The organism is Mucilaginibacter paludis DSM 18603, assembly GCF_000166195.2.
GTDB lineage: Bacteria > Bacteroidota > Bacteroidia > Sphingobacteriales > Sphingobacteriaceae > Mucilaginibacter > Mucilaginibacter paludis.
The window spans coordinates 3,493,089-3,505,990 of record NZ_CM001403.1 but is presented as its reverse complement, the minus strand read 5'-3'; the positions used below and the strand labels follow the sequence as shown (position 1 = coordinate 3,505,990).

At 45.0% G+C, this 12,902-nt stretch carries 9 protein-coding genes and 1 pseudogene; 1 reads left to right on the top strand and 9 read right to left on the bottom strand.

All coding sequences use genetic code 11. The features are described from left to right. The first annotated feature begins 534 nt into the window (after positions 1–534). Positions 535–2,346 (top strand): translational GTPase TypA, encoded by a 1,812-nt coding sequence (gene typA, locus MUCPA_RS14800; RefSeq protein WP_008507408.1) that lies wholly within the window; start codon positions 535–537, stop codon positions 2,344–2,346. Between the two features lie 77 nt (positions 2,347–2,423). Here the strand turns inward: typA and MUCPA_RS39680 are convergent. The 9 genes and pseudogenes from MUCPA_RS39680 to MUCPA_RS14755 all read right to left on the bottom strand — a co-directional run bounded on the left by MUCPA_RS39680 (position 2,424) and on the right by MUCPA_RS14755 (position 12,631). Beyond that, positions 2,424–3,324 (bottom strand): annotated as a pseudogene (locus MUCPA_RS39680) (IS3 family transposase). After that, positions 3,246–3,767, bottom strand: coding sequence for a helix-turn-helix domain-containing protein (locus MUCPA_RS14790; RefSeq protein WP_008503751.1), 522 nt, complete (start codon positions 3,765–3,767; stop codon positions 3,246–3,248). The pseudogene MUCPA_RS39680 and the gene MUCPA_RS14790 overlap by 79 nt, the downstream one beginning before the upstream one ends. A gap of 807 nt (positions 3,768–4,574) precedes the next feature. Further along, a complete protein-coding gene (locus MUCPA_RS14785; RefSeq protein WP_008507406.1) occupies positions 4,575–5,717 on the bottom strand; it encodes a VWA domain-containing protein in 1,143 nt (380 codons plus the stop codon). Between the two features lie 44 nt (positions 5,718–5,761). After that, on the bottom strand, positions 5,762–6,004 hold the full coding sequence (locus MUCPA_RS14780) for a hypothetical protein (RefSeq protein ID WP_008507405.1): 243 nt from the start codon (positions 6,002–6,004) through the stop codon (positions 5,762–5,764). Between the two features lie 27 nt (positions 6,005–6,031). Next, positions 6,032–6,382 carry a hypothetical protein gene (locus MUCPA_RS14775; RefSeq protein ID WP_008507404.1) on the bottom strand — a complete coding sequence of 117 codons (351 nt, stop codon included), beginning with the start codon at positions 6,380–6,382 and terminating at the stop codon, positions 6,032–6,034. Positions 6,383–6,490: 108 nt separating this feature from the next. After that, a complete protein-coding gene (locus MUCPA_RS14770; RefSeq protein ID WP_008507403.1) occupies positions 6,491–8,743 on the bottom strand; it encodes a DUF5682 family protein in 2,253 nt (750 codons plus the stop codon). A 12-nt stretch (positions 8,744–8,755) separates the two neighbouring features. Beyond that, entirely contained in the window at positions 8,756–9,832 is a 1,077-nt protein-coding gene (locus tag MUCPA_RS14765; RefSeq protein ID WP_008507402.1) for an ATP-binding protein, read from the bottom strand. Positions 9,833–9,842: 10 nt separating this feature from the next. Further along, positions 9,843–11,324 (bottom strand): DUF5691 domain-containing protein, encoded by a 1,482-nt coding sequence (locus tag MUCPA_RS14760; RefSeq protein ID WP_008507401.1) that lies wholly within the window; start codon positions 11,322–11,324, stop codon positions 9,843–9,845. Further along, on the bottom strand, positions 11,324–12,631 hold the full coding sequence (locus MUCPA_RS14755) for an SWIM zinc finger family protein (RefSeq protein WP_008507400.1): 1,308 nt from the start codon (positions 12,629–12,631) through the stop codon (positions 11,324–11,326). Before MUCPA_RS14755 ends, MUCPA_RS14760 begins: the two co-directional genes overlap by 1 nt. Positions 12,632–12,902: the final 271 nt, after the last annotated feature.

The following is a 12,902-nucleotide window of genomic DNA, read 5'->3' as shown; positions in this document are numbered from 1 at the left end:
GGAGGAACCTTTTGCGCGTGCTTAGTATGCCGTAGAACTTTCACAATGGACTTGTTTGAAGCAGAAGATTCCTCTTCGTACCTCATCGGAATGACATTTTTTTTAGTTCGTCAATCTCAAGCTATGTCATTCCGACAACGGAGGAACCTTTTGCGCGTGCTTAGTATGCTGCAGAACTTGCACGATGGACTTGTTTGAAGCAGAAGATTTCTCTTCGTAACTCATCGTGACATTTTTTTAGTCTTGATTAATTTGTTATTTATCCTTCTGAGGCTGTCATTTTGAAGCCTGCTAACCTAAGAGCGGTATCCCTGCCTGGTTCGCTATTCTCTAATCCTATAGATTTCATCAACACAACTATATTATCAGTTAACCTATTGGCTCTCATCACCAGTCAAATCACCAATAAAATTGGCAATTTATCCACACAAAAACACATTAACTTATAAATAATCAAGCGTTAACATTATGTCACGATAGTAAAAATGTAATATATTATCGCTACCTTTGCGCCAAAATTAAGGACGCATTTTCATGCAAAAAATCAGAAACATTGCTATTATAGCACACGTTGACCACGGTAAAACTACATTGGTTGATAAAATTTTACACGCCTGCTCAATTTTCCGCGACAACCAGGAAACAGGCGAGTTGATATTGGATAATAATGATCTGGAACGCGAGCGAGGTATAACCATCGTATCGAAAAACGTTTCGGTTAGATATAAAGATGTTAAGATCAACATTATCGATACCCCTGGTCACGCCGACTTTGGCGGTGAGGTTGAGCGTGTATTGAAAATGGCTGATGGTGTTTTGTTACTTTGCGATGCTTTTGAAGGCGCTATGCCCCAAACCCGCTTTGTAACTCAAAAGGCTTTGGCTTTAGGCTTAAAACCTATTGTGGTTGTAAACAAGGTTGATAAAGAAAACTGCCGCCCGGAAGAAGTTTACGAGCAAATTTTTGAATTGTTTTTCAACCTTGAAGCTACCGAAGATCAACTGGATTTCCCGGTGATTTACGGTTCATCAAAACAAGGCTGGATGAGCACCGACTGGAAAGTGCCAACCGATAACATTTTCCCTTTAATGGATGCCATTTTAGAGAACATCCCTCCGGCTCCTATTGAAGAAGGTACTTTGCAAATGCAGATCACTTCGCTGGATTATTCATCCTTCGTTGGCCGTATCGCTATCGGCCGTGTTGCCCGTGGTACCATTAAAGAAAACATGCCTGTATCATTGGTAAAACGCGATGGTACTGTTGTTAAAACAAGAATTAAAGAATTATACACCTTTGAAGGCTTAGGTAAGGTTAAAGCTACCGAAGTAAGTTCGGGTGATATTTGCGCTGTTGTTGGTATTGATGGTTTTGATATTGGCGATACCATTGCTGATTTTGAAAAACCGGAACAACTGGCCGTTATTAAAATTGACGAGCCTACCATGAACATGCTGTTCACTATCAACAACTCACCGTTTTTTGGTAAGGAAGGCAAGTTTGTAACATCACGCCACCTGCGCGACCGTTTATACAAGGAAATGGAAAAAAACCTGGCGTTGAAGGTTGTTGAAACCGAATCGCCTGATTCATACTTAGTGTATGGCCGTGGTATTCTCCATTTATCTGTATTGATCGAAACCATGCGTCGTGAAGGTTACGAAATTCAGGTTGGCCAGCCACAAGTTATCGTTAAAGAAATTGACGGTGTTAAATGTGAGCCGGTTGAAACCCTGATTGTTGATGTCCCTGGTGAAGTTGCCGGTAAGGTAATTGAATTGGTAACTCAACGTAAAGGTGATTTATTGGTGATGGAGCCTAAAGGCGATTTACAACACTTAGAGTTTGATATCCCTGCCCGTGGTATTATCGGTTTGCGTAACAACGTTTTAACCGCTACCGGTGGCGAGGCTATTATGGCTCACCGTTTTAAAGCTTACGAACCTTGGAAAGGACCAATCCCAGGCCGCCTGAACGGCGTTTTGGTATCAATGGATACTGGTAAAACTACTGCTTTCGCCATTGATAAATTGCAGGATCGCGGTCGTTTCTTTATCGATCCGGGAGCTGATATTTACGAAGGCCAGGTTTTGGGCGAGCACATCCGCGATAATGATTTGGTGATCAACTTAACCAAGGGCAAGCAATTAACCAACATGCGTGCATCCGGTAGCGATACCAACGTACGTATTGCCCCGGCTATCAAGTTTTCGTTAGAAGAAGCGATGGAGTATATCCAGGCTGATGAGTACATCGAAATAACTCCGGTTGCCATGCGTTTAAGGAAAATTTACCTGAACGAAGGCGAGCGCAGAAATAATGCTAAAAAGTTCACTTCGCAATAAAAGCGAACTCGTAAAAGGCTATTACAAGAGGCTGATCATAAATGGTGTGACCCCAAAAAGTTGGACAGTTTACAAAATTAAGTTTTTTGTACGAGAGCTCGGTATTCCACCGGGCTCTTTCCATTTAACCTGTTTTTTATTCTTTCATTGTTATAGTAATGAATGTATTCTTTTAACGAAGTTATAAATTCTTCCGCAGTTTCAAAGCTCTGTTTGTACAGTAATTCTGTCTTTAAGATCCCAAAGAAGCTTTCGGCCAAGGCATTATCCAAGCAGTTTCCCTTTCTGGACATGCTTTGAATAATTCCATGTTTTTCCAAAGCCTTTCTATATCCATAATGTTGATATTGCCACCCTTGGTCAGAGTGAAAAATAAGTCCCCTTATATCTTTCACTTTATCAAAAAGCCTCATATAACATTTCATCTATCATCTGCATATTTGGAGATTTTGAAATACTATAAGAAATGACTTCCCCGTTGAACATGTCAATTATAGGAGATAAATAGATCTTCTCCCCTTTAATGTTCATCTGAGTGACATCCGTAGCCCATTTCTGATTAGGCAGATTTGCCTCAAAATCCCTTTCAAGTACATTAGGGGCAATTTTACCAACCTCACCTTTGTATGAGCGATAACTTACTTTCCTGATATTGCATTTTAGGCCTAATGTTCCCATCAATTTTTGGACAGTCTTGTGATTTATGCTATAACCCCGGTTCTTCATTTCGGCGGTGACCCGCCGATAACCATATCTGCCTTTATGCAAGTGGTATATACTTGCGATCTCTTCTTTTTCATGCTTGTATTTATCATCATTTAGGCGCTTGCGATGATAATAAAATACAGAACGAGCCATCTGTTTGCAATCCAATAGAATTGAAACATCATGTTCGGGCCTTAGTTCTTCGATGGCTTTTGCCCACTCATGCGTTCGCGGGCTTCTTTTTCCTTGACTAAGGCCGTGACTTTTTTTAATAGTGCGTTCTCCGCCCGCAAACGGCTATTTTCCGCCTGGAGCTTCTCTACTTCTGTTTCAGGTTCAAGCTTCTTTGATCTTCCCATGCATTTAGGTGGTCGTCCAGGATTCTTTTGCTGGTATAGTACTGCATATCCCTCAACCCGTACTGATCTTACCCAGCGCTCTAAAGCAGTCTTGCTTAATCTATATTCCAGAACAACCTGATTTAAAGGTACTTTTTTTTCTATGACAAGCCTTACAACTTCTTCTTTGAAATCAGGCGTGGGCTTGACGTTAGGTTGTTTGAGCAGCCCACTTTCGCCATAAAGATCATATTTCCGAACCCATTCCAATATCATGCCTTCACGGATATGGCGTTCGCGGGATATCCGTAGAATCGGCTTTCCCTTTCTTACTTGAGAAACTACATCAAGTTTCTCTTCAAATGTGTGCTTTGACATAAATAATAAACCCCAAAAGTTTTTGTCTAACTTTTGGGGTTCACTTCAAAACTATGATCGGCCTCTTTTTTATATACCATTAAGCCATAGCAATGAGTATGGAGTTAGATTTAAGAGTTTTTAACTTCGTACGGATGGATTTTGGCACTATAGCGATAAGTTTTAGTTTGTCCGCTGGAATTCCAAGCTGTAGTTTGTAATGAAATAAAAGCGCATTTGCTTTGCTGCTTTTCATGATGAAAAACAAAGCAGTAAATTACAGTTTATAATGATTCGCTATTAAGTCGTTGATTACCAGTACTAAATATCTCTCCATCATGTCATCCCGACGGGAGGAGGGACCTTTTGCACGTGGTAAGTATGCAGCATATTAGGTGCACTTATTGTCAATGTGCTTATTTGCTCCGACAATCAGTATTGTTAATTCAGAGCATCGGCCCGCTCAGTCGCCGCGGGAAGGGCTTTGTTCTTTTTTCTTGACAAAAAAGAACCAAAAAGTCAAGACTGCCCGATCCTTCCGCCCACAGGCCAACACCCGGCCCGGCGTGCAGTCGGGGCCTTTGCGCACTTTTCCTATCTGCGCTTGGTAATCTATAAGGTTCAAACGTCATCCCTGTTTTTTTCGGGTGACCGGATCTGTTCCTTATAATGACGTCTTTAGTTATTGATTATCATTGTGTTGGTGTCATGCTGATACTTCGTCAGGCTCAGTAGTCGAAGCACGGTGTGGTGGCCTCTGCGAGCGCATGCCGTTATTATTTAACTCCTGGCTAATCAGTATTTTTTTCCCGATAGAATTTTTCCTCCTTATTTTTTCACAATCAAATCCTCTTTGGCCGCCCATAGGCTAATATCCTGTTTGGTTAAGGCCGCCGCCATCAAATCCGGAAACTTATCGGGGGTACAGGCAAAAACGGGAACGCCCAGATCGGCCAGGAACTGCGCGTTACGGTGATCGTATGATGGTGCTCCATCATCATTCAAAGCCAATAGCACCACCAATTGTACCCCGGCGGTAACCAGCTCAACCATTCGCTGGCGCATTTCGAGTACGTTTCCACCTTCGTATAAATCGGTAATCAGCACCAGCACCGTATCAGCAGGCTTGGTTACAATTTGCTGGCAGTAGGTTAAGGCCGCGTTAATATCGGTACCGCCGCCTAACTGCACACCAAAAAGGAGTTCAACAGGGTCGGTCAGTTCTTCTGTCAGATCCGCGACGGCGGTATCAAACACCACCATTTTAGTTTTAATCGCGGGTATAGAAGCCATCACGCTGCCAAATATGCCCGAATAAACTACCGACGAACCCATCGAACCGCTTTGATCAAGGCAGAGGATCACATCCTTTAACGAAGAACGCTTACGCCCGTAACCCACCCGGCTTTCGGGGATGATGGTTTGATATTCGGGTTGATAGTGTTTTAAATTTTTGAGGATGGTGGCGCCCCAGTTAATTTCCTGGTGGCGGGGGCGGGTATTTCTTACACTTCGGCTCAGGCTGCCGGTAACAGCCTGCCGGGTTGGTTCGGCCAGTTTTTTAACGAGCTCATCAACCACTTTGCGTACCACCTGCCTCGCTGTATCTTTGGTTTTATCGGGGATAACCCGGCTCAGCGTCATCAGCGTTGCCACCAGGTGCACATCGGGCTCAATGTTTTCCAGCATTTCCTTCTCAAAAAGCATCTGGGTTAAGTTGAGCCTTTTTAAAGCATCTTGCTGCATCACCTGCACCACGCTCGACGGAAAAAAGGTGCGGATATCACCGAGCCAACGGCTCACGTTGGGAGATGAGGCACCCAGGCCACCGCTCCGGTCGCTATCATATAACGCTTCAAGGGTGCGGTCAACCTTTAGGTCGGCATCGTTCAGTTCAAATTGTGTTCCTTCTTGCTGGTGTCCACCCAAAATCAATCGCCATTTGCGTAAGTGTTGCGGTTCTGTTTCCATTTAACTGGGATTAATAAGGGCTATTTAAGGAAACGAATATTATTTTATACAGATTTTATTTTGTGAAATAAATGTATTGTATCTTTTATAATGTCATACATTTTATTTCTTAGTGACTGATCTTTTATATCTTCGGAAATGCGGATTGTATAATTGCCTTCATTATAATATAAGTCATACTTGAACTTTAAAACAACATCTGGATGTTCCGAAACTAAAACTAGTAAATTATCATTTATTAAGTCTTCAAGTTCTATAAACGTATTTCGTCCATTTTCTATTTTCATGCTTTAATTTTGCTTTTGAATGATAATTTAAATGCTTTTATCTTTTCGCCATACTTTAGGGATATATACAATAGAAATGCCTAAGACGACATAAAAAATGTACTCGGGGAGATCATAAGAATTAAATATTCCTTGAAAGTAATAGCTATCGGTCGATGAATTTCCGAATCCTAAATATTTTTTATAATAAGTAGTAAAAGGCCAGAAATCTGACTTTTCATTTGTTGCCGTGAACAAATTGACTGTGGTGTTTCCATTGTCCGAAATACGACCTTCAATGTCAGCGAGATTAACAAAAAGAGCAAACGAATTAAGAGTAATCCATAAAATCAAAAATCTCTTTTGTAATAACGATAATTTATATTTATTTTCTGACATAAAAGCTACTCTAATAAGGCGCCTTTAAAGTAGAAAAATAAATTGATTGTTGGGTGTTTATTCTTTCCTGATTTCAAAACACACCTAATAGTCGGCCAAAGTTGTAAATTAATATATCATCGCCAAATTTAATAGTTCAAGTATTACCGGCAGCCCCAGTTTTGCGCTTTCGGCATCGAATCCGGCCTGTGTTGCGGTGTGTTGCTGGCCGGATGCACCCCCGGTTCGTACTTTTTCGCCCAGCTTTCTTCTTTCGGGACCCGAAAAATTGGCGAAGGTTCTGCGCAGTAAGGGCAGCACCTGCATAAATGTTTCGTCGGCTAAGCCGGATACCCAATGGTCTATCATCTGCCAAAGATCCTGATCAAGCAACAGCAAGGTACCGCTCCCTTTTAAAAAGCCCTCGAGCCAGGCCGCCGCTGTTACTGGGGCGGTAGCTGCCGACATGGCATAGCTAAAATGCTGTGTTAATTGCTCGCCTGTGAGTAGTTTACCGTCGTTAAGCAGGCGGGTAGTATAACCGCTAATGATAGGCGATGTATTGGTATTGCCTGCAATTACCTGCAGAGTTTGCTGCCATGCCGTGGTTATCTCGGTATCCTGCAATAAATTGATGCCATCATTCAGCTTAAAAAAAAGCTCGAGCAATTTACGGGAAGCGTCATCATCTATGGCAACACAGGCATTGGGCAAACTGATACATACACGCGTGATGATACTGCTGATGATATTGAGCACCACGGTGGCATCGGTTTTACGCACATTGCCATACCTGGCCACAGTAATCAGCCCGGGCACAACTTCCATCAGTTCAATTACATCGGCAGACGCGGCAGCTAAATTCTTAAGGCGGACGATTAATTGCTGTATGGCTTCTGTCAATTCTGCCGGGATACTTTGTTCGAGCAGATTACTGATGATCTTTAAATCGGTTGCCGATTGGGCCTGTTGCAGTACGCTGTTGGCGGCAGCCTCGGCCACGGTATTGCCTAAGTTGCCGCGCTCAATAATTTCAACAGAAAAACCAGGATCCCATTGCAGGCGCCATTGCTCTTTAAACGTGCCTTTGCCGGTTGTAAATTGCTGCCTGCCCCAGGCAATGCCTAATAACTGAAGGCGGTGCAAAAATATGCTGCGTTCCAGGTCGGTATCTTTGCGCAGGTCGAGTGTATAATCTTTAAAATCCGCAGTGGCGGGAAGCCGCAATTTTTTTTGCAATTTTTCAATATCCAGCTGCAATGGCGGCTTGGGTATTTCAGGTGGTACATCGCCAATTTGCTGACCGACGATCAGTTCATCGTGCACCAGTTTCAATAAAATATTTTCGCCGTTGCAAAGCACGCTTAAGGTGGCTTCGTTCAATTCTTCCAAACCTACCTTGGGCAAGCCCCGGAGCGAAGCTAATGAACCGGCCAGCCTAACCGCTTCGATGATGTGGGCAACGGACGTATCCATCTGTTGCTTCCTGAATATTTGCGCCACCCTGGCCATCCAGCGGGTACCATCATCGTTGGGATATTGCCAAACATGGCTATACCAGCCAGGCGAATTAATACCCGCCCCATAGCCACTTTGAAAGCTGAGGCGACTAAATGTCCAGGGGATCCAGGTACACTCTGTTTTTACTTTGGGCAAGCCTTTTAACAGGTCGTTATCCTCTTTTTGCGATACCTTGGCCTGTAATGCGGGTACGTGCCATGCGCCGCAGATTACGGCGATGGTATGGAACATTTCTTTTTCGGCCTGCCGGATGGTGCGGCGCATGTAAGCCTCCCGTAGTTGCTCCAGCTTCTTATCTTTTTGAGGGATGCTTTCGCGTACGGCCTGCATGGCTTCGGCTACGGCATCAAATACTTCATCGTTATTTAAACGGTATTCAAAAGTATGTTCCCACCATTGCTCTTGGTCGGCAAAGCCAGCTGCATCCGAGAGGTAACTGATGGGGTTTTTGCTGAGCTGTAATAGTTCAACAGGCTGTGCCTCCTGGTTAATATACGCCTCGTCGGGCTGGATATCCTGCTGTAATTGCTGCTGCTCTTTTTCAATCAGCATCTGGTTGCCAGCTGGCAAGTCCATAAAGCGGACGTGGATGTTTTGCCGGCGAGCATACAGAATAGCTTGCCACTCCGGGGAAAACTCGGCAAAGGGATAAAAAACGGATCGTTGCGGATCATCGGGTTGGTAACATAGCAAAGCAACCGGCGGCTTCAGTTCCGCGTGTCCAACCCACTGTAACATCGCATCGGCTTCCGGCGGGCCCTCCACCAGTACAATATCGGGCTTTACCGATTCCAGGAAAGCCTTCACGTTTTTTGCCGAGCCCGGCCCGTGGTGCCTGATGCCTAAAATATTTACTGCCATGTAGGGTTGGTATTATAAATCGCGGCAGGCGCGGTAAATATCGCTCCAATCGCTCCGGGGTTTCACTACGGTTTCCAAATACTCCTGCCATACCAGTTTATCCTGCACCGGGTCTTTAACTACCGAGCCAATGATGCTGGCTGCCAGGTCGGCGGCGGTAAGGCGCCCATCGCCAAAGTAAGCCGCCATAGAGAGTCCGCTGTTCACAACCGAAATAGCTTCGGCTGTACTTAAAGTACCTGTGGGGATCTTGATTTTGGTTTTGCCATCCAGCGTAACACCACTGCGCAACTCGCGGAAAATGGTTACAATCCGGCGGATCTCCTGCAAAGCGGGCGGTTCGGCTGGCAGCTCCATTACTTTTTCGAAGCTCTCCACACGGCGGCGTACAATATCAATTTCTTCTTCTATCGAATCGGGCAGGGGCAAAATCACGGTATTGAAACGCCGTTTTAGCGCGCTCGAAAGTTCGTTTACACCCTTGTCACGGTTATTGGCGGTGGCTATCACGTTAAAGCCTTTTACAGCCTGCACTTCGATGTTGAGCTCGGGCACGGGCAATGTTTTTTCGGACAGGATGGTGATCAGCGTATCCTGCACATCCGCGCCAATGCGGGTAAGCTCCTCCAAACGCACAATTTTGCCATCTTTCATGGCGCGCATTACCGGTGTTTCCACCAAGGCGTCGGGTGTAGGGCCCTGCGCAATTAAGCGGGCATAATTCCAGCCATAACGTACCGATTCTTCGCTGGTGCCGGCGGTTCCCTGGATAATGAGGGTAGAGTCTCCGCTGATACCCGCCGCCAGGTGCTCACTCACCCAGCTTTTAGCCGTACCCGGCAAACCATAAAGCAGCAGGGCCCTATCAGTGGTGAGGGTTGCTACCGCTATTTCCATCAGGCGCCGGTTGCCGATGTATTTTGGCGAAACCTCAAAGCCGTTTTTAAGTTTGCCGCCCATCAGGTAGGTAACTACGGCCTGCGGCGATAATACCCAGTTGGCGGGTTGCTTTTCGTGATCCTGTTTTTTGATTTCTTCCAGTTCGTGTGCAAATAATTGCTCTGCATGCTGACGTAGTATCTGTGACATATTTAGGTTTTTACGCGTTAAAGGCCCGAAGCGTTTGTTGCTTTAAGGTGAGTAATTTAATTAAATGATGTTTGCTCTTTTCCCAGGTCTGCCGGATATTGGCATCCGTAGGTTCAATCTTTTCAACCTGACTGATGATCGCTATCGGTATTAAACCGATATGCTGGTTAAAAAATGTCCGGTTATATTGATATGGGTAATTAGCCATATACTGAACTGCCTTAGCTGTGAATGTTAAACCCCACTCCTGGTTACAAAGTAGTGCGTAGTGTATAGCATCTTTGGCCTCGGAATTCATTAAGCGTAACAGGTATTTTTCTTGTTCAGGCGGATCAAGATAGTTGATAAAATCAACATAAAAACCATCGAGCTGCAAAAAGTACCGCATCCAGCTTTCAGCCTTAAAAAGAGACACTGCCATGCCCAAGGCTCCTACCATGGATGGGGCATACTTTGCAAAATGTTGAACTACCTGCTCAGGGCCCATCTCGAATTGTTGCTCCCAAAAAACAGGTGGAATAGCGCTAATCAACTGGTATATGATGTATTCCTCATCAGTCATGGTACTTTTTATACCTGTTAGCTTTTGTATGCCCGATTTAAAGATGCTTTCATCTACCTTGGCCGGTAGTTTTAATTGGATAGAAATTTTTGTCATCATCCCCAATAAAGCTTTCTCCCTTTTCAGAATCACGGATTGGCTCAGCAACTCTTCGTATTGCCTTACAATGGATGAGCCGGGAATCTGTTTGAGCAAAGCCATCACCTCATCCTTTACTTTCTGCGCTTTCTCGTTAAGTAAGCTTTCCAGCCAGGGCAGATCTGCAGCGCTGCTGTTTATTTTTAATATCTTGAGCAGTTCTGCCTTGCTGGCGGCATTCTCTTGCGGCCAGGTTTGCTGTAGCCATTCCCTTGCCCGGTCAGGGGCGGCTCGCCTTGTATTGGTTAGGGCTTTTGCCCTATCTTCGGGCCGGCCGGTTTGCCATAGTTCTTCATCAGGTAAAACGGTAAAATAATTCCAGGCGGGGTTTAAGCGGCCTAACCATTCGCCACGGTTGCCGCCGCAGGCTATTACCAACGGTTGCAATGCTGTTTGCTTTTGGGCTTTATCCAGTAGGCTTGGTAATACATCGGGCAAAAACAGCTGATTGCTTTTGCTGCATTGCGTTAACCAAAATTCTAACAAGCTGATATTATCTTCTTCCAGTATGTTGTTTAAAACGCTGGCCGCCATGCCGGAGCAATAGGGTTTTGTTTCTGGCCCGGCGGCATTTAGGGGCAGGTCGTTCTTCTGCATGGCAACAAAGCCGCATTGCCTGTAGTTATATATTACGGCAGCCTTTTGCAAAAACTTCAATTCTTTATCCAGGTCCTCGTTGGTGTCAATAGCGCCTGCAATTACCGCTACATCTTCCGGCAGATCGGCAACGCCAGGAAAAGGCTTATCTGTACCAAGCATAGCCGTATTAATGATGTGTTCCCAGGCTTTCATTAAATTGTTGTATAAGTACTTTGATACCAAACGCCAAGTGGGCGATAGTTGTTCTCTTTGCCTATCACCGTCATGCTTAAGGGTTCGCCGCCGCTCATGGCCATCAGCTTCCATATCTGTTTAAAATCGGTCGCTATTTTGCATAGATAGCCGTCCTGATCTTGCAGCCACCACTGTTTTTGATATTGTACAGGTTTTAAAGATGCCATAATAAAAGGCATTTCGTTTCTAAAGGGCAGGCGGCTATTGAGTTGAGCTTCGTGAAGGGCCACCTCCTGCCAATTGTTGAAACCGGGACTATCGCCGCTGAGGGCGGGGTGTGCCATGCTATGGTCTTTAATGATGGCCCGGTAAGGCAGCGCCGATGGAAAGAACGATAGCTCGGCATGAAGATATGTACCCGGTGTAAGCACCAGGTGATTAACCTGCCCACCCACCGTAAATTGCAATATCAAAGCGTAACTATTAGTTTTTATACCATACAACCAATTTTGCTCAATAGTGAGCTGCTGCTCCTGCCGGCTTTCTTTACCCAATACCAACCAGGTATCGTTAACGCCGTCCTGTTGTTTAAGTTCGTCCTGGTTGAGGCTGAAGCCTATAGCCGAGCGGATGTCCTGTTGTAATAAGGGGTTGATGGACTCAAGGTGCTGATAAGCCCCGGCCACCAGGTATAGTTGCAATAAATTATCCATAAAGCTGCTTTGCCAGCCCTCGTTCCAAAAATTGGTTGCTCCGAGGTTTCTCACCATAGCTGCCAGCCCGGTGGCTTGCGCGTCAACCATGCGGCGTGCCATGTTATCCCAATAGGGTGCTCCCTTTTCGGGCAGGGTTAAAATTCCGTTTCGTACAATATCTTTTATCCAAACCAGTAATTCGGCAATGCCCGCGCCCACTTTTTGTTCACGTGCCTGTTGCCGTTTGGCCTGAGCATTTTCATCAACGGGCTTCTCCGCCTTTTCTACTTTTTTTACTTCTTTTTCCGACCGTTTACTGATCCAATCACTCACCCATGGAGGCATAGCGGAGTCAGTAAACAAGCCGGGTTGGCGGGCGCGTAGTAACAATAAGCCTAAACCATGCTTACACGGAAACTTACGGCTGGGGCAAGAGCATTTGAAAGCAATTTCGCCCAGATCAACCTGGGTTTGATAGGGCTTGCTGCCGCTACCCTGGCATTCGCCCCAAAGGGCCGTATCGTTAAATGCTTTGCTTACCCATTTGGAAGGCACGGCTAAATCGCGCCCTGCTTTTTTCGAGGCTTCATCAGGCGCGAGGGCGAATATCTGGTCTTCTGTAAGTTCCAATTTTACGCGATTAGTAAATAATAGGTAGTGTTGTTTCGCTTTTAAAAATAGGATAAAATTTAAAATACTCAACCGGATTTTTCCTAAATAATAGGTGGGCCTTAAAATGTCATCATCGCGCTTGCGTTCAACTTGAAAAAATCGCGAAGGAGCGGATAGCTCTGGTGGCGGCGATTGTTGACCGGGGGCAATTACTGTGTACCCTGAGCATGGCCAATAAGCTATGACGCGAGTAGCTTGAGCCTAAAACTAAAAAGGCCCTATCAGTTGA

Coding starts and splice junctions, on each gene's coding strand:
- MUCPA_RS14780 (WP_008507405.1), bottom strand. CDS start 6,004: ATGAAAATAGAAAATGGACGAAATACGTTTATAGAACTTGAAGACTTA.
- MUCPA_RS14770 (WP_008507403.1), bottom strand. CDS start 8,743: ATGGCAGTAAATATTTTAGGCATCAGGCACCACGGGCCGGGCTCGGCA.
- MUCPA_RS14760 (WP_008507401.1), bottom strand. CDS start 11,324: ATGAAAGCCTGGGAACACATCATTAATACGGCTATGCTTGGTACAGAT.
- MUCPA_RS14785 (WP_008507406.1), bottom strand. CDS start 5,717: ATGGAAACAGAACCGCAACACTTACGCAAATGGCGATTGATTTTGGGT.
- typA (WP_008507408.1), top strand. CDS start 535: ATGCAAAAAATCAGAAACATTGCTATTATAGCACACGTTGACCACGGT.
- MUCPA_RS14790 (WP_008503751.1), bottom strand. CDS start 3,767: ATGTCAAAGCACACATTTGAAGAGAAACTTGATGTAGTTTCTCAAGTA.
- MUCPA_RS14775 (WP_008507404.1), bottom strand. CDS start 6,382: ATGTCAGAAAATAAATATAAATTATCGTTATTACAAAAGAGATTTTTG.
- MUCPA_RS14765 (WP_008507402.1), bottom strand. CDS start 9,832: ATGTCACAGATACTACGTCAGCATGCAGAGCAATTATTTGCACACGAA.